The following is a 16,374-nucleotide window of genomic DNA, read 5'->3' as shown; positions in this document are numbered from 1 at the left end:
TTGAAGTTATCCAAGATAATTTCAGCTTTTTATTTTATTCTATTTATTTTTAAAGGAAAACTTTGGTATAATTGATTTAAATGATTATATATTTAGAAATAATCAATATTTAGTCATATATAGTATTAAATCTTTAAAAATTAGCTCGAAGTTAGGGGGAGAAAGTATGAAAAAGTTTGCTTCAAGAAAAGTATCAAGGTTTATTGCATTATTTTTAATTTCTATTTTAGTAATGTCAACGATTCCTGTGTCAGCTGAAAATGGAAATACATTGAATCAGATAAAAAAAGCTGAATACAGTGAGACCTATAAACAATATCTAGAAGATGCTAAAAATGGACGTACAGAAAAATATAATGGTATTATACCAAATCCATATCAATTGGAAGGTACTAAAGTTCAAAGCAAAGGAAGAACAGCTCCAGCATCTTATGACCCAAGAAAGTTAGGATTAATGACATCAATAAAAAATCAAGAAAATCTTGGAATATGCTGGGATTTTGCAGCTATGGCAACTTTGGAAAGTTTCCTGAAATTGAAGAATTATGGAGACTATGATTTATCAGAAGAACATTTAAGATGGTGGGCTTCAGAAGGTGAATATGGATGGACTGTAAATGATATGGATGGTGCTTTAAATTATGAAGCTATGGGATACTTAACATCTTGGTCAGGTCCTAAATTGGAAAAAGATATTCCATATAATGGTAAAATATCTAAAGCACAAGGAGCAACAAAACCAGCTAATATGAATACAGCACCAACTGTCTTTAATGTAACAGATGCTGTATGTGTAAGTAATGATATGAACTCTACAAAAAATGCTATATTACAGTATGGAGCAGTAACATCAGGTTATTATGAAGATATTAGGTATCAAAGTGAAGACCAAAATTCATATTATTGTCCAACAAAAAGTTTTAACACTAACCATGCTATTTCAGTTGTAGGTTGGGATGACAATTATTCTAAGGATAACTTTAATTCAAGCAATAGACCATCAAAAAATGGTGCATGGCTAATAAAAAATAGTTGGGGAGATTATAATTCTGAACGTGGATACTTCTGGATATCTTATGAAGATAAGACTCTTATGTCTGATATAGATAATTTCTCAATCAGAGGAGGTCAAAAACCAAATGATGATGAAAAAATGTATCAACATGACTATGCAAGTATTGTTCCTTTAATTTCAAACAAGATAACAGCTGCAAATGTATTTGACTTTAATAGGGGAGATGAGACTCTAAAGTCTGTAATGTTTTTAACTGAGAGTATAGGAGCTAAGTATGAAATATATTATGCTCCAGTAGTAAATAGCATACCTCAAGAAAATAACATGAAAAAATTAAAAGAGGGCACTACACAATATTCGGGATACATAACAGTTCCAATCGATTCTTTTGATATACCAGAAGGAAAAGGTGCTATAGTAGTTAGCATAGAAGATAAAAGTGGAGAATCAACTATAGGTTCAGAATCAAATGTTCCAGGTTACGATACGTTTAAAGCAAAAGCAAACTTAGGAGAAAGTTACATTATAGATAGTACTGGAAAATTCTATGATATAAATAGAGATAGCAAGTTTTATCCATGTAACTTTACTATAAAAGCTGTTACAGAAAAATCTTCTGGGGAAAGTATTCCAAATGAATCTTTAATTGGTAGTGATAGATATGAAACTGCCATTAAAGTTAGTCAAAATGGCTTTAGTTCTTCAGAAAATGTAGTTTTAGTAAATGGAAGTTCAATAGTGGATGCATTGGCAGCAACTCCTTTTACATCTGCTATCAATTCACCAATACTATTAACACAAAAGGAAGCTTTGAATTCAAAAACTAAAGCTGAAATACAGAGATTAGGTGCAAAAAAAGTATACTTAATAGGTGGAGAAAATTCCATAAGTAAAGAAACTGAACAACAATTAAAAAACTTAAATATATCAACTGAAAGAATATCAGGAAGTGACAGATATAAGACAAGCTTGCTATTAGCTCAAAAACTAAATAGTATAAAAAATGTTTCTCAAATAGCTGTTGTAAATGGTGTAAAAGGTTTGGCTGATGCAATTAGTGTAGGTGCAGCCGCAGCAGAAAATAATATTCCAATTATACTTGCAAATGAAAAAAGCGAATTACAAGGAGCAGATGAATTTTTAAACTCACTAAATATAGAGAGGTCTTATATTATTGGTGGTACAGTATCTTTATCAACTAGTTTGGAAAGTAAACTTAAAAATCCCACTAGATTATCTGGTAGTAGCAGAGACGAAACGAATTCAAAGATAATAGATAATTTTTATAAAAAAGATACTTTGAAAAATGCATATGTAGTTAAAAATGGAATCAAGAGTCAAAATGATTTAATAGATGGATTAGCAGTTGGCCCTTTAGGAGCAAAAAATGCGTCACCAGTAATTTTGGTTGGTGATAAATTAGCTGATAGTCAAAAAGATGTTCTTAAAAATAAAACTTTAGAAAAAGCAACTCAAGTTGGTGGAGGTGCAAATCAAAACGCCTTTAAGGAGCTAGTAAAATTAAAAAGTGCTAAATAAGATAGATACTAGTAGATTAATATATTTCTAGTAGAGAGTGTCAAATGTAAGCTGTAAATAGTTATTTTAATTATTGATAACTGAAACAATCAATAATTATAAGATTCTATTTACAGCTTTAAATATATGTATTAATATTTTAAGTGTATAAATAGAAAAGGGTTATTTTTATATAGAAAGTCTTACATCCTATATAAAAATAACCTGTATTTAATTAACCTTTTTATATAGTTCTAATAGCTATTATAGAGCTAAGTGGTAAATATAGTGTGTAAGTCTCGTTTAAAGATGGATTAGATTCGTCTATATATCTTGAACAAAGTGTAATTGATAAGCTGTCTGCTTCTATAATTTCCCCATATAAAGGGCAACTGCTAAAATAAGAATTTACTTCAACATATTTATTTAAGTTTTCTTGAACAAAATCATAAAAACGATTTTTTGTAGTAGTAGTCATAAAATCAACTCCTTCATTTTTTATTAAAAATGGAACTTTTAAAAAGATAAATATGATTACTGCTATTAGAAACTAAGTTAAAAAATAAGCAAATAGATATGAAAATAGAATAATATATTATTTATACTTTAATTATAACATTATAGCATAAAAAAAGCTAGATAAAATTCAGAATTTTCGAAGATTTTTAATGGAATTAAGAAATTTATTGACATTAAAGTGGAAATGAATTATATTGACTGTAAAGATTAATTTAGTCAAATAGGAGGTGAAAGGATGCCTAAATCATATTCTGATAAAGAAAGAGAATACATAGTTAAAAGACTTAAAGAAGAAGCTAGTTTGTGCATTGAGCAATATGGTATTAGAAAAACTACTGTTGATGAGCTTGTAAGACGAGCAAATATTCCAAAAGGAACTTTTTATCTGTTTTTTCAATCTAAAGAATTACTTTTTTTTGAAGTATTGAGAGATATACATGATTCAATACAAAATCAAATGTTATATGAATTAGAAAAACTTGATGACAGTGTTACATATGAGCAGTTGACAGATATATTTATGAAATTTTATAAGTTAGTTGATGATACTTCAATTTTAAATCTGTTAATTAATGGAGAATTTGAAATACTAATGCGAAAATTACCAGATTCTATAATTGAAGAACATTTTAAACATGATGATTTTGAAATTAGTAAGATGATATCTTATATTCCAAATGCAAAAAATAAAAGTGTAGAAAACTTTAGTGGTGCGTTTAGAGCAGTATTTCTTACTATGTTATACAAACATGAAGTTGGTGAGAATTGCTTTGATGATGCTTTAAGATTGATGATAAGAGGTCTAGTTATACAACTTATGGAATAAATTTTTAAACTTGTTTGCTAATATTTTTACTAAAAAGTATTAACAAACAAAAAAATTGGTTTTTATTGACTATATAGTTAAAATAGTCAAATATATAAAAAGGCGGGATAAAAATGATTAAAGTTGATAATTTATCATTTAGTTATACAAATAAAAAATTTTTACAAAATATTAATTTTGAAGTAGGGAAAGGAGAAATACTAGGATTTTTAGGACCATCAGGTAATGTTGTGTTAGTACAAAAAATAAAATGAATTATTATAAAAAATTGATGGTAAGGTTCTTATTTTCATCAATAACTATAGTATCTATAATACTAGTCCATAAGGTTCTTTTTTCTTGGTCGCTTAAATCAGAGTATATTTTTTCGAAGTTAATTTCTAAAAAACTTCTTATGTTTTTTAAATTTATTATAGATTTTTTTTCTTCACTATTATCATTTTCTAATTTAATTAACTGTGTATTAAGTTTTTGATACTTAAGTTTGTAATCTTCTTTATCTATTAAGTCGTCAAAATATAAATCTTGAAGTTTATTTATTTGTTTTTTTATCTTATTCTTAAGTTGATTGTTATTATTTTTATTTTTACTTTTATTGTTATTAGATTCATATCCAAAAGCAATTTCTTCTAATTGTCTCCTTACATTTTTCAATAAAAAAGCTTCAAGTTTTTTTTCTGATAATCTCTTTGTATTGCTACATTTTTTAGTAGTCTGAGATACATGACATCTATAATATTTATAGATTTTTTTATCAGAGCTTAAACAATATGTACCACTCATTTTACGACCACATTTACATATTACCATACTAGAAAAAATGTACTGCATTCCTAAACTATTAAGATATTTATTATTATAAACTTTAGTATTTTTTGATAAAAGTTTCTGGACAGTATTAAATTGTTCAGAGCTTATAATTGCATTACAAAAGTTTTCTACAACTAAATCATTGTGAATATATGTACCTGTGTATATATTATTTTTTAATAATTTATAAATAAAATTATAAGAAAAATTAGCATCAAAAGAGTTGTTTATATGTTGTAAAACTTTTATCATAGAAGTTAATTTCTCATAAGAAATAAAACATTCTCTTACTATTTCAGCTTTTTCCTCATCAATTACTAAGTGTTTATCAACAATCTTATATCCAAAAGGTGTACTTCCACTAATAACTTCGCCACGTCTAATTTTATTATTAAAAACAAATTTTATTCTTTCACTTGTTTGTGAAGCTTCATTTTCAGCAACTGATAACATTATATTTATATGTAGTCTACCAGCAGCAGTTGAAGAGTCGTAGTTTTCTAAGATAGTTTTCCAGTCACATTTATGTTTTTCCAATGTTTCCATTATTTTATAGTAATTTTTGACGCCACGACTTAATCTGTCAATTTTAGTTATCATAACTAAATCTATTTTGTTGTTTTTCACATCTTCAATCATGCGTTGTAAATTAGGTCTTTTTAAGTTTGTTGCAGAAGAACCTTCATCTATGTATTTATCTACTATAATAAAATTATTATCTTTTGCGTATTGTTCTAAAGCTTCTGTTTGTGTTCTAATACTATCTCCATGCAATACTTGTTCTTCTGTACTAACACGTATATAAAGAGCAACACGTTTTATTTTATCCATTGTAAAACCCTCCCAACTTATGTCTAGTGCCTAGTGTAAATTCACTAGGCACAATTAAATAGAATTAATTAATATTAAGTTTATTTTTCAAAGCTTCTTGCAATAACTGAGAAAAATTTATATTATTTTTTTCAGCTTCTTTATTTAGCCACGAAGGTATAGATAAAGTTTTTTTAATTGACTTACTATCATATTCTTTTATTGTTTCTTTTAAATTAACTTTTACCAATATAGCAGTTTGATTTTCTTTAGTACTAATATTATTTAGTTGTGTAGGTTTTGGAATTTCTAAACCATCTGAATATAAATCAAATAGTTCCAGTTTTAAAGCATCCTCTGCCATAAGGAAAGCTTTTTCTAAGTTCTCACCACAAGTTATTATATTTGAAAAATCATAAAAATTAACTTCATAGTCACCTTTATCATGTTTTGCTATAACTGCTGGAAATATATATTCATTTTTATACATATTTTCACCGCCTTTATAAAATTAGTTACAAATATTAATTTTCTTCATAATAATCATGAGATTTTGCAAAACTTATAGCATCCAATACTTTTTGTTCTATATTGTAATATCTAGCTACATTAAGTACCTCATTATAATGTTCTTTTTCATTCTCATTATAGAAAATGTAATAGTCTAGAGCTTCTTGAATAAAACTATACTCGCTATCATACCTTATCATATCACAAATTGTTCTTGCAGGATTTGTTATCCAAACACCTTTTCTAACTTCTTCTACATAAGATAAATCTAACTTTTTAACAGGATACACTGTAAAATAATCTGTATCAATCTCTTTATCTATAAAAGCAGATTGAGCTATTATATGATTGTCTGGAAAATTAGTTATTCCTAATAAGCTTCCTGCATATTCTCCACATAGTACAACATTATTGAAAGAGTTTCTTATTACTCCTGTAAAGTCCACCTATCATTCCTCCAAACATAATTTTTATTTGATTTTGATGCTATAAATGTGTGTATTGGAACTATAAAATTGCTTACTCTTTTATAAACAGTTGCAAACTCAGGCTTAGATTCAATACCTCTTAATCTATTATATCCATGCTCTAAAGTATTAAAATTCTCTAATTGGAACATGTACATTTTTTCTGGTATATTTTTATATTTATCTATATACAATCTTACTAAATCATTGCTATTATATCCTTTTAAGTAACTTAGCGAGTATATATCAAATAAATCTTTTAACCTTCTATTAATTTGTTTACTCTCACAAGCATGTATTTTGTCAACCAATATTAATTCTGGTGTATATCCATTAATTGTAACTAATCCACCTAGTGAATATTTCTCTGAGTCTAAAGTAGACCACTTAAAATTCACATCTATACTGAATCTGGTTATTAATTCAGCAGCTCTATAAACACCTATGGTTACACTTTCATTTTTAGTAGCTTCACTTGTTGTTATTTCTTTTATAACTTTATATATTACTTCAAATCTACTATACTGAGAGCAAGATATTATATCTTTTTTGAAATTAATCCATTTATTATAATCAGTTCCGTGTATATCTATATCTTTTGTTAATCTTCTATTCCCATAATTATATTTTTTAAAAGCACATAATAATGTTATTCCACCTTTAAAAATCATATCATTAAAACTATTGCTATGACTCATACAATAGATAAAGTCCTCTATATAATCTAGTGTGCTATTATTATCATGAAAATTGTTACTATTACTCCACTTATTATTAATCAACAGTATCATTTCCTCCTTTCTCTAACTATATTTATATTATAACAAAAATATTAATACGTATCAATACGTATTAATATTTTAGGAATTTATTTTTATTTAGTAATAAGTGTCCTTTCTTCTATGCTTTAAATAATTTTTTATGAATTTATAAAATTGTTTTTTAATTAAATTTTCTATGTTAGTTATACAATTTGAAAGCTTTGTTTTTTTTATATAATGACTTTGTATTAAAGCTGTTTTTTTATCAACTCCGCATATATACATAATTTCATAAATATTTGTGATATTACAATATAACAAAATTATATCTGGACATAAAAGATATTGTGTAAAAATCTCGGCTTCTAATTCAAGTAATTTACTTCTAGAATTTAACTTTACAATACTTGCCTTTTTAGTGTGACCTAGTACTATATGGGCTATTTCATGTGTAAGTGTCCAATGAACAGAGTAAAAAGAGTAGTTGTTATTATAACAAATTATATGTTTATTATCTTTTTCACTCCAAAAAGCAAAGCCTTGACAGTCGTATTTCTCTATTATAAAATCAATATCTTTTTTTATTACTTTTGAGAATTCTATATATGTATAAACCTTGAAGTCATCAGAATTACTGATAATCTCAAGGGGACAAACTGGGTAAAGTCATTATCTTTTTATCTAAAATAAATTTGTAAGCCGATTGCCTTAAATAATCTTGCACTAATCCTTATTAACTGCTTTATCAGAGAAAGAAAAGAAATATTTTTTTATTACATTTCTTTCATCTTTTGATAGTTTTAAGTAATTTCTAAATATATCAATATCTGACTCATCTAGGTTATATTCTATTGCAACTTGTTGAAGTATGTCATCATGTTCTACAAACATGTTTCCTGTTCCAGTTCGCAACCATTCCTCATTAATATTAAATTCAAAACAAGTAATTTTAATAATTTTATCTGTTACATTTCTATAACCTTTTTCAATATTTGATAGATAATTTTGTGCTATTGTAAGTCTTGACCCAAAATCTTTTTGTGAAAGATTAAAATACAGTCGAACAAGCTTAAGTCTTTCATTTATATCTGTTTTTATAAACATATCACCAGAGCCAAATCTAATCCAATCTTCATTTACATTAAATTCAGAGCAAATTTTAGATATGTGAATATCTTTTGGAGTTCTTGTCCCAATTTCCCACATAGCTAAAGTAGAATGTCCAACTTCAATTTTTTCACTAAAATCTCTTTGACTTAAATTTAATTCATTTCTTAATAATTTAATTTGTTCATTAATTTTTTTATTCATTAAATTTATCCTTTCAGATAGGTGTTATTTTCTTATTAATCATTTGAGAAATGATGTGAGTCAGATAATTCTTGAAGGTTTTCTATATTTTCATTTCTGGTAATGAAAGATGTTGCACTATTTTCCACACAGTTGTCTCTGGAATCAGTATATAATTCTTTTGATTTGTTATTTTTTACTAAATTTCTAATAAATATTGAATCAACAATTTGATTGACAATTTCTTTTTCTGATGATGATAATATTCTATATTTTTTTAATAAAATTTTTTCTTCTTTAGATAAATAACTATGTTCATTTGATGGTTCAATGCTTTTATTTTCAATTCCCTTAGTAATCCAAATTGAGTTAACAGTAAGAGCTTTTGCAATTGATTCTAAAACAGGTAATTTTAACTGACTTATTTCTCCTTTTTCATATCTTTGTATAGTAGAAGTTGCAACACCTACACGGTCAGCTACATCTTTTAACGTTAGACCTATATTTTCTCTAGCATCTTTTATCCTTTTTCCAATATCTTTATTTTTGTTTAAATCTTCTGTTCTTTCTATTTCAACATCACAACCCATCAACCAGGCTTCATTTACATTAAGAGCTTTTGCTATTTTATATATATTATCTTGTTTAGGTTTGTATTTACCAGAAATATACGAACTTAATGCACTTTTTGGTATTCCCGATTTTTTAACCAAATCACTTTGTGTCATGTTTCTTAATTCTAATCCATTTTTTATTCTTTTTGATACAATATTCAATATTACACCTCTATAATATAATTATTTTTGAGAGAATTATCAGCATTATCATATAAATTTATTGTTTCTTCTATATTTTCAGTATTGCCATTTTGAGAAGCTGATTGTTGAGCATTTTCTTCGATATATTCACTTCTATAGTCTTGATACAATTCATCATCTTCTAATATTGTATCAACAAGTGAGTATACATATTTTTTTATTACTTTTTTTTGTTCTCCAGTTAAATTTAAATAACTTTCAAGTATTTTTACATCTAAATTATCGAGATTATATTTATTAGAAAGCTCAGATATTATTGTATTATCATTTTCTATAAAAATATCACCAATTCCATGTCTTAGCCATTTTTTATTTACATTATATTTTTCACATATTAAAGAAAAATTTCTATCAGTAAGATTTCGTACACCTGTTTCTATTTGACCAACTGTAGCTTGCTTTAAGCCTATTTTACTACCAAAATCTGATTGGTTTAAATTAAGATATTTTCTGAGTTCTCTAACTCTTGTGTTTGGATTCATTTTATCATCTTCAAATGAATTTTCTGATTCAATACTTTCATTTGGTGCTTTATCTTTTCCAACAAGAACATCCAATGACATATTAAGTGCATCAGCAATTAAAATAGCATTTGAAATAGCAGGACTTTTTTTACCTTTTATATAGTCTGACATTAATGATGTTTGTATGCCAGTCATTCGGCATAAGTCGGCTTGTTTAAGTTGTTTTTTTTCTAGTATGTTTCTCAAATTTGTGGAAAAATCCATGTTATCACCTCAAAACAATATTAACATTTCTAAAATATAAATTATTTTTTGTAAGTTTCTTCTGATGAATCATAAAGTTCAGTTAGTTCTGATATATTTTCAGTATTACCATTTCTTGCAGCAGACTGCTGTGCATTTTCTTCGATATTTTCACTTCTGTAATCTTGATACAATTCATCATCTTTTAGTATTGTGTCAACTAATGAGTATACATATTTTTTTATTGCTTTTCTTTGTTCTACAGAAAGATTTAGATAACTTTCAAGTATTTTTACATCTAAATTATCAAGTTTATATTTATTAGATAGTTCAGAAATTATTGTATTATCATTTTCTATAAAAATATCACCTTTTCCATGTCTTAACCAATTTTCATTAACTGAAAATTCCCTGCAAATATCTGATATAACTCTATCCGTTACTTTCACTCTATCTATTTCAAGACTTCCTAAATTAGAACGGGATATGTTAATTTTTTTTGAAAAGTCTTCTTGGGTCAATTTTAATACATCTTTTCTTAATTCCTTTATTCTTTTATAAATAGGCATTTATTTAGTCACCTCCTAGGAGGATTATAACATATAGAAAAAAGTGTGTAAAGCACAATGAGATGGTAAAAAATGGTTGACAAGCACAAAATATAGTTGTAAAATGTGATTAAAACACAAAACAAAGTGGAGGTGTTGAATATGAATAAAGTTATTGAAAATAAAACTCAAAAACTAATTGAAACAAAAGGAAGCTCAACAAATGAATTTATTAGTAAAAAAATTGATAGTGATGATTTAATGAAAGAAATTGTAAAAATGCCATACGAAGAAAGAGTAAAAATGTTTTACATAATAAAAGGTGCAAATATTACAAATGGTTCAGATGTATCAATCATGTAATGGAAATAAAGAATCGAGGTGATAGAAATGGATGAAAAAAAAATTGAAAATCAAACAAAAACAGATAAAGAAGTATTAGAAAGACTTATACAAGAAATGAGTATCTTAGAAGAAAAAGCTATTCCAAGTACAAAAGAAATTATTACTATGAAAATTGAACTTTCAAAAGAGATAAGAAGCTTAATAGAATTGCATAGAAAAATAAAATAATAATATAAAAAGAAATAAATTTATGGGGAGAAAAAGATGGAAGAGAAAAAAGAAGTAATAACTTTAAAAGTGAGTATAGAAATAGATGAGGAACTTCTAAATCAGAAAATGATTAAAATTAAAGGCTTGTATGAAGAACTTAAAAATGAATTGAACTCATTTTCTGATTTGATAAAAGCTAGATAAGAGGTGATAAAAATTGAAAAACTGTTTGTTACTGTTGCACAATCAAGACACTTAGGTACGATTATACCTTTGTGTCTAATTTTTACCTTCTAAGGCGAAAACAACTTGTGTAAGATAAACAATTTTGGGTTGTGGCAAAATTGTAAACAAGCAATGTAGGAATGCATACACATACATTGCTTGTTGGTATTGTGTGGATTATTTTTTATCATCCATACCTAGTGATTTTTTTACACTATCTAATGAATTGGCAAAAGCTAAAAGAGCAGCCACTTCATCATCTGGCATCTTTTGAATTTTTTTAAGAAACTCTATTTTAGCAGCAGAAAGTGATGGTGTGGAATTTTTCTCGCCTTCTCCAGTTATTATCCACTGTACAGAGTATCCATAAGTTTCTTCTATGAGTTTGGCTAATGTATCTGAGATATTTAATTTTTTTTCATTTACTAACTGATTAACATAGTTTGCACTTACACCTAAAGTTGATGCAAAATCTACCTGTTTAATATTCCGTTCAGATAATATAATTTTTATTCGTTCACCTAGTGTCATTGCTTTCACCTCAATTCTAAAATAAATCATAACATAAAAATACAACTAAGTCAAATAAAAAACATGCTTGACATTTGACTTAGTTAGATATATACTTTGATTAAGTCAAAGAAAGGAGGAAAAATATGAATACTAAGTTAGATAATAGAGCAGCTTTAAGTAAAATAGCAGAGAAATTAAATGAAAGTGATATGAAGCAAATATTGGCTTTTTTAGCAGGATATGAATCAGGCAAGTTAAATTCAGTATCAAATTATGTGCCATTTCATCAAACAGAAAATAAGACCTCAAATCAGAATACATAATCTTATAGACATCAGAGAAGGTGTGATTACATAGTAAAAAGATAATAAAATGAAAATAAATAAGTATATGGGCATAAAAAATGAAAGTGGGAAAAGAAGTAATAACTTTAAAAGTGAATATAGAAATAGACGAGGAACTTCTGAATCAGAAAATGAGTAAAATTAAAGGCTTGTATGAAGAACTTAAAAATGAATTGAACTCATTTTCTGATTTGATAAAAGTTAGATAAGGAGTGATAGAAACATGAATGATTTAGATGTAGAAATAAAAATAAATGAATTAGAAAAATATGGTTACTTTAGAGTAGATAAAGATTACATGTTACAAAATATAAATAAAAAAAGTGCTTTATATAGAAAGCATGTTGAAGAATATCCAAATGTAAATTTTAAAAAAGAACTTTTAATTGCAATGAAGTGTGAAGGAAATTTTTATTTTTATTCAAGAGAATTTATAGAAAAAAATAGTGTTCCTGAAATACTAGAAAGTACTAAAAAGCAATTTGTAAGATAAATTAATAAAATATTAAAAAATGGGGGAATACATATGTCAAAACCATATGAAAAAGTTGAATTTAAAGGCGAAATGAATATGGATTACTTTTGTAAAGGATTAGCAAGAGCAAAGGAAATGATGATAAAAAGACTTTTTGACGTAGATTTAGAAATAAAGTGTACATATAGAAAGAAAACAGAGGAAGAAATGAAAGCTGAAAAAGAGAAGAAGCTAGAGAAGGAAGTAATTTAATTGAAATTTAATAATTATGTAAACAAAAAGTGTCTTATAATTCGCAGTTATAAGACACTTTACAAAATAACTTTGTTGTCAAAGCTATAAAATCATATCTACTTTTTATTATAGCAGATAAGACAATAGAGTTCAATAAATACGCCAAAATGGAGCGATTAACGAGCTTGTAATAGGTATTAACATTATAACGATATAAAGTATCTATACAAATATATAACACTAGATACTAATATATAGATGCTAATAAAAGACTGAATGAGGTACTGCTATGAAAAGTTTTATAAGAGAGAAAAAGATATATTGTAATGACTATTTAGAGGTAGATATAATACCAAGAACAGATGTACAAACAAAAGGTAAGAGAGGCAAAAGAGAATACATATCTAAACCAAAGCAAAAGAATTTGAATGATAAAAATGCTAAAAGGTATTTTACACAATCAGTTAATACAAATTTTAATAATAAAGACTTAGTTATACATTCTACATATGCACCAGAATATCTTCCAGAAACATTAGAAGAAGCTGAAAAAGAGGTTAGAAACTACATAAGAAGGATTGATTATAAAAGAAAGAAAGAAGGGCTTGAACCAGTAAAATATATGCTTATAACAGAATTTGGAGAAAAGAAAGATGGAACTAAAAGAGTTCACCACCACATTATTATGAATGGTGGATTAGATAGGGATATAATAGAAAGCCTTTGGTCTAAAAAGCAAAAAGGTAGAAAAGAAGGCGAAAAACTTGGATGGATAAATACACATAGGCTTCAACCTAATGAATATGGATTACAGAATCTATGTAATTATTTGATGAAAGACCCAAAAGGTAAAAAGCGATGGAGTTCTTCTCGAAATTTAAAGAAACCTTTTCAAGTTTGTAATGATAGTCGATACAGTAAAAGAAAAGTAATGGATATAGTAAGAAATGATTTAGACAATAGAATGTTTTGGGAAAAACAGTATAGAGGTTACATATTTACAGAGTGTAAAGCTAGTTTTAATGAGATAACAGGAGTTAGCTTGTATATAAAAATGCGAAGGCTAAAATGAGGTGATTACATGTATTTAAGAGTATGTAAGTTCTGCAAAAAGAAGTTTGAAACAAATGTGTATTTAAAAAAATATTGTTCTTATGTTTGTAAAAATAAATTCAAAAAAGAAAAAAGAAATCAGAAAGAAGGTAATAAGAATGAGTGATAAGCTATCAAAAGAATTTAAAGAAATGGCATTAAAACAGAAACAATCTTTACCTCTTGAAGCAAAAATAATATTAACCAAAAGGAGACTTAAAGAATGGTATGAGTATTGGGAAGGTGATATTTATATAAGTTTTAGTGGGGGGAAGGATAGTACTGTTCTTTTAGATATTGCTAGACAAATGTACCCTAATATAGAAGCTGTATTCTGTGACACTGGTTTAGAATATCCAGAAATTAAAGCGTTTATAAAAACAAAAGAAAATGTAACGATAATAAAACCTAAAATAAATTTTAAGAAGGTTATATCAAAATATGGTTATCCAGTTATAAGCAAAGAACAAAGTCATTACATATCTAAAGTTAGAAATACCAAGAGCGAAGTAATAAAAAATAAACATTTAAATGGAATTAATAAGGATGGAAGTAAGAGTCAATTTGTTATCTCAAAAAAATGGAAATACATGATAGATGCCCCTTTTGAAATTAGTGATAAATGTTGTGAAATTATGAAAAAAACACCTTTTAAGGAATATGAGAAAAAGACAGGTAAAAAAGCAGTTATAGGAACTATGACACAAGAAAGCAATTTAAGAAAAAGAAATTATTTGGAACAAGGCTGCAATGCTTTTGGAAGAGATAGACCAGTTTCTACACCTTTAGCATTTTGGACGGAACAGGATATATTGAAATATATATATATATATAAATTGATGATTTCTAAAGCCTATGGTGAGGTTAAAAAAGAAATAGAATCTAATTTAATAGAAGAAATAGAAACATATAAGACTACCTTATGTAAGCGTACAGGATGCATTTTCTGTATTTATGGATGTCATTTAGAAAAAGAACCTAATAGATTTCAGATGTTAAAAAAGACACATCCTAAGTTGTATAAATACTGCATGGAAGAATTAAAACTAAGAAAAGTATTAGATTATATGAAATTGAAAAGTGAATAGGGGGTTCAATAAAAATGGATAAAGAAATAGAAAAAATATGTATTGAAGCTGGTAAATATATTTGTAAAATATGTAAATTTAATAATACTTGTAGAGTTGAAAATAGAAATGGGTGTATGTGTTGTCACTTTAAAGAAAAAAGTAAGATAGAAAAATTACTAGAAAAGAGTAATTTTATAACTGCTATGGATTTTAGATTAAAAAATATAAGTATGAAAGAAGTTGAATCTTACTGTGAGGAAAATAATAAAAAAATAGGAATTTGTGGATGGGGAAAAGAACAAATAATGATATTTACAGATAAGGAGAGAGTAAAAACTAATGACTAATAAAGAGAAAATAAAAAGCTTTGTGCTAGTTGATTTATGTCAAGAGGACTATAGTAAACGAAGAGGTAAAAATGCTTATTACACAGGCAAAAAACACACTTTTAATTATGATTTATACCCTGCGATAACAAAGGATATAAATAGAGCAAAAGTATATAGAACTAAAAAAGAAGCTAAGAGAGAGCTTGAAACATTAAATAAAAAGTGTATTCATAATTATTTTGAAATTGTTAGCTTCAAAAAATCTATTAAAAATATGAGTAATAAAGAAATGCTAGAATTTATATCTATGAAAGAAAATAAAGCATATAAAAAGTATTCTAAAGAGATTTGTAATATATGCAAAAGTATAAAATTTAATTGTGAAAGTCTTTATTGTGAAGAAGCCTGCAACGATTGGTTAAAAGAAAATGCATGGGGCAAAAAAGGGGTGATAAAAAATGATTTACAAGGATAAAAGATTGTTGTCAAGATTATTAAAAATAATTTCAAATAAAGAGAAAAAAATACAAATGCTAAAAAAAGAATTAGAAGCTTACAAAGAACTCGCAGCAGAGGGAGAACTTAATTTTTATTTTGCCGAAGAAGATGGTGAATATCATATAGAACTTTATAACCTCAACGAAAATTTTGGGGAGTTTTCAAGAGATGTTATATTAACTAGAAGAACTTTACAAAAAGAGCTAGAAAAAGAAAAAAATTTCAAAGGAAAAATATTTAAACGAACAAAAGAGTCAACTATATATGACAATATAGATTATATTATAAAAAATAACATGTTTGTTAATATGAAAGATTGTTTTTTGGAAGGTATTGATACAAGTATATTAGAAAAGGTTTGTGGAGCTGATAAAGAATATGAAGTCATAACAAGTATAAAAGGAGAGAGTTTTATATTTTTTAAAGATAAATATTAAATA

At 26.4% G+C, this 16,374-nt stretch carries 26 protein-coding genes; 15 read left to right on the top strand and 11 right to left on the bottom strand.

Going from position 1 to position 16,374, the window contains the following annotated elements; genetic code table 11:
• Window positions 1-166 precede the first annotated feature (166 nt).
• Window positions 167-2,554, top strand: coding sequence for a cell wall-binding repeat-containing protein (locus tag IC214_RS08435; protein ID WP_227866488.1), 2,388 nt, complete (start codon window positions 167-169; stop codon window positions 2,552-2,554).
• A 223-nt stretch (window positions 2,555-2,777) separates the two neighbouring features.
• Here IC214_RS08435 and IC214_RS08430 read toward each other — a convergent pair whose 3' ends face one another.
• Window positions 2,778-3,011, bottom strand: a complete 234-nt coding sequence (locus IC214_RS08430; protein WP_227433254.1) for an ATPase — start codon at window positions 3,009-3,011, stop codon at window positions 2,778-2,780.
• Window positions 3,012-3,287: 276 nt separating this feature from the next.
• Between IC214_RS08430 and IC214_RS08425 the strand changes: the two genes are divergently transcribed.
• Window positions 3,288-3,878, top strand: a complete 591-nt coding sequence (locus IC214_RS08425) for a TetR/AcrR family transcriptional regulator (RefSeq protein WP_227433255.1) — start codon at window positions 3,288-3,290, stop codon at window positions 3,876-3,878.
• Window positions 3,879-3,991: 113 nt separating this feature from the next.
• Window positions 3,992-4,132 (top strand): hypothetical protein, encoded by a 141-nt coding sequence (locus IC214_RS08420; protein WP_413926652.1) that lies wholly within the window; start codon window positions 3,992-3,994, stop codon window positions 4,130-4,132.
• Between the two features lie 4 nt (window positions 4,133-4,136).
• On the opposite strand, the gene IC214_RS08415 is transcribed toward IC214_RS08420, so the two are convergent.
• From IC214_RS08415 to IC214_RS08375, 9 genes are all read right to left on the bottom strand, one after another.
• Entirely contained in the window at window positions 4,137-5,519 is a 1,383-nt protein-coding gene (locus IC214_RS08415; protein WP_227866487.1) for a recombinase family protein, read from the bottom strand.
• 64 nt (window positions 5,520-5,583) lie between these two features.
• Window positions 5,584-5,988, bottom strand: coding sequence for a type II toxin-antitoxin system HicB family antitoxin (locus IC214_RS08410; RefSeq protein WP_021366618.1), 405 nt, complete (start codon window positions 5,986-5,988; stop codon window positions 5,584-5,586).
• Between the two features lie 34 nt (window positions 5,989-6,022).
• Window positions 6,023-6,454, bottom strand: coding sequence for a hypothetical protein (locus IC214_RS08405; RefSeq protein ID WP_054277937.1), 432 nt, complete (start codon window positions 6,452-6,454; stop codon window positions 6,023-6,025).
• Complete coding sequence (locus IC214_RS08400) at window positions 6,436-7,257, bottom strand: nucleotidyl transferase AbiEii/AbiGii toxin family protein (RefSeq protein ID WP_227866486.1); 822 nt, start codon at window positions 7,255-7,257, stop codon at window positions 6,436-6,438. The genes IC214_RS08405 and IC214_RS08400 overlap by 19 nt, the downstream gene beginning before the upstream one ends.
• A 96-nt stretch (window positions 7,258-7,353) precedes the next feature.
• On the bottom strand, window positions 7,354-7,797 hold the full coding sequence (locus IC214_RS21155) for an ImmA/IrrE family metallo-endopeptidase (protein WP_227433315.1): 444 nt from the start codon (window positions 7,795-7,797) through the stop codon (window positions 7,354-7,356).
• 162 nt (window positions 7,798-7,959) lie between these two features.
• A complete protein-coding gene (locus tag IC214_RS08390; protein ID WP_227866485.1) occupies window positions 7,960-8,547 on the bottom strand; it encodes a helix-turn-helix domain-containing protein in 588 nt (195 codons plus the stop codon).
• A gap of 35 nt (window positions 8,548-8,582) precedes the next feature.
• A complete protein-coding gene (locus IC214_RS08385; RefSeq protein WP_227433260.1) occupies window positions 8,583-9,302 on the bottom strand; it encodes a helix-turn-helix domain-containing protein in 720 nt (239 codons plus the stop codon).
• Between the two features lie 2 nt (window positions 9,303-9,304).
• Window positions 9,305-10,072: a helix-turn-helix domain-containing protein gene (locus IC214_RS08380; protein ID WP_227433261.1), complete on the bottom strand. Its 768-nt coding sequence runs from the start codon at window positions 10,070-10,072 to the stop codon at window positions 9,305-9,307.
• A 41-nt stretch (window positions 10,073-10,113) separates the two neighbouring features.
• The gene (locus IC214_RS08375) at window positions 10,114-10,620 is read right to left on the bottom strand and encodes a helix-turn-helix domain-containing protein (RefSeq protein WP_227433262.1); all 507 of its coding nucleotides are present in this window, start codon (window positions 10,618-10,620) and stop codon (window positions 10,114-10,116) included.
• 141 nt (window positions 10,621-10,761) lie between these two features.
• Here IC214_RS08375 and IC214_RS08370 point away from each other — a divergent pair, with 141 nt between their 5' ends.
• The 3 genes from IC214_RS08370 to IC214_RS08360 are packed head-to-tail and all read left to right on the top strand — an operon-like array spanning window position 10,762 to window position 11,358.
• The gene (locus IC214_RS08370) at window positions 10,762-10,962 is read left to right on the top strand and encodes a hypothetical protein (RefSeq protein WP_227866484.1); all 201 of its coding nucleotides are present in this window, start codon (window positions 10,762-10,764) and stop codon (window positions 10,960-10,962) included.
• A gap of 27 nt (window positions 10,963-10,989) precedes the next feature.
• Window positions 10,990-11,172 carry a hypothetical protein gene (locus IC214_RS08365; protein ID WP_227866483.1) on the top strand — a complete coding sequence of 61 codons (183 nt, stop codon included), beginning with the start codon at window positions 10,990-10,992 and terminating at the stop codon, window positions 11,170-11,172.
• A gap of 36 nt (window positions 11,173-11,208) precedes the next feature.
• Window positions 11,209-11,358, top strand: coding sequence for a hypothetical protein (locus IC214_RS08360; protein WP_227433265.1), 150 nt, complete (start codon window positions 11,209-11,211; stop codon window positions 11,356-11,358).
• A gap of 198 nt (window positions 11,359-11,556) precedes the next feature.
• Here IC214_RS08360 and IC214_RS08355 read toward each other — a convergent pair whose 3' ends face one another.
• Window positions 11,557-11,940 carry a helix-turn-helix domain-containing protein gene (locus tag IC214_RS08355; RefSeq protein ID WP_227866482.1) on the bottom strand — a complete coding sequence of 128 codons (384 nt, stop codon included), beginning with the start codon at window positions 11,938-11,940 and terminating at the stop codon, window positions 11,557-11,559.
• A gap of 95 nt (window positions 11,941-12,035) precedes the next feature.
• On the opposite strand from IC214_RS08355, the gene IC214_RS08350 reads away from it, so the two are divergent.
• The 9 genes from IC214_RS08350 to IC214_RS08310 all read left to right on the top strand — a co-directional run bounded on the left by IC214_RS08350 (window position 12,036) and on the right by IC214_RS08310 (window position 16,371).
• Window positions 12,036-12,215 (top strand): hypothetical protein, encoded by a 180-nt coding sequence (locus tag IC214_RS08350; protein WP_227866481.1) that lies wholly within the window; start codon window positions 12,036-12,038, stop codon window positions 12,213-12,215.
• A gap of 80 nt (window positions 12,216-12,295) precedes the next feature.
• On the top strand, window positions 12,296-12,445 hold the full coding sequence (locus IC214_RS08345) for a hypothetical protein (RefSeq protein WP_227866480.1): 150 nt from the start codon (window positions 12,296-12,298) through the stop codon (window positions 12,443-12,445).
• Between the two features lie 14 nt (window positions 12,446-12,459).
• The gene (locus IC214_RS08340) at window positions 12,460-12,729 is read left to right on the top strand and encodes a hypothetical protein (RefSeq protein WP_227866479.1); all 270 of its coding nucleotides are present in this window, start codon (window positions 12,460-12,462) and stop codon (window positions 12,727-12,729) included.
• A 33-nt stretch (window positions 12,730-12,762) separates the two neighbouring features.
• Window positions 12,763-12,963, top strand: a complete 201-nt coding sequence (locus tag IC214_RS08335; RefSeq protein ID WP_021393851.1) for a hypothetical protein — start codon at window positions 12,763-12,765, stop codon at window positions 12,961-12,963.
• A 271-nt stretch (window positions 12,964-13,234) separates the two neighbouring features.
• A complete protein-coding gene (locus IC214_RS08330; protein ID WP_227866478.1) occupies window positions 13,235-14,017 on the top strand; it encodes a hypothetical protein in 783 nt (260 codons plus the stop codon).
• A gap of 82 nt (window positions 14,018-14,099) precedes the next feature.
• Entirely contained in the window at window positions 14,100-15,125 is a 1,026-nt protein-coding gene (locus IC214_RS08325) for a phosphoadenosine phosphosulfate reductase family protein (protein WP_227866477.1), read from the top strand.
• 14 nt (window positions 15,126-15,139) lie between these two features.
• Window positions 15,140-15,454: a hypothetical protein gene (locus tag IC214_RS08320; RefSeq protein WP_227866476.1), complete on the top strand. Its 315-nt coding sequence runs from the start codon at window positions 15,140-15,142 to the stop codon at window positions 15,452-15,454.
• Window positions 15,447-15,911, top strand: coding sequence for a hypothetical protein (locus IC214_RS08315; protein ID WP_227866475.1), 465 nt, complete (start codon window positions 15,447-15,449; stop codon window positions 15,909-15,911). The genes IC214_RS08320 and IC214_RS08315 overlap by 8 nt, the downstream gene beginning before the upstream one ends.
• The gene (locus tag IC214_RS08310) at window positions 15,895-16,371 is read left to right on the top strand and encodes a hypothetical protein (RefSeq protein ID WP_227866474.1); all 477 of its coding nucleotides are present in this window, start codon (window positions 15,895-15,897) and stop codon (window positions 16,369-16,371) included. Before IC214_RS08315 ends, IC214_RS08310 begins: the two co-directional genes overlap by 17 nt.
• Window positions 16,372-16,374: the final 3 nt, after the last annotated feature.

The organism is Clostridioides sp. ES-S-0190-01, assembly GCF_020658275.1.
Classification (GTDB): Bacteria; Bacillota; Clostridia; order Peptostreptococcales; family Peptostreptococcaceae; genus Clostridioides.
Note: the sequence above shows the minus strand (reverse complement) of the source record. Positions and strands in the feature narration are given on the sequence as shown.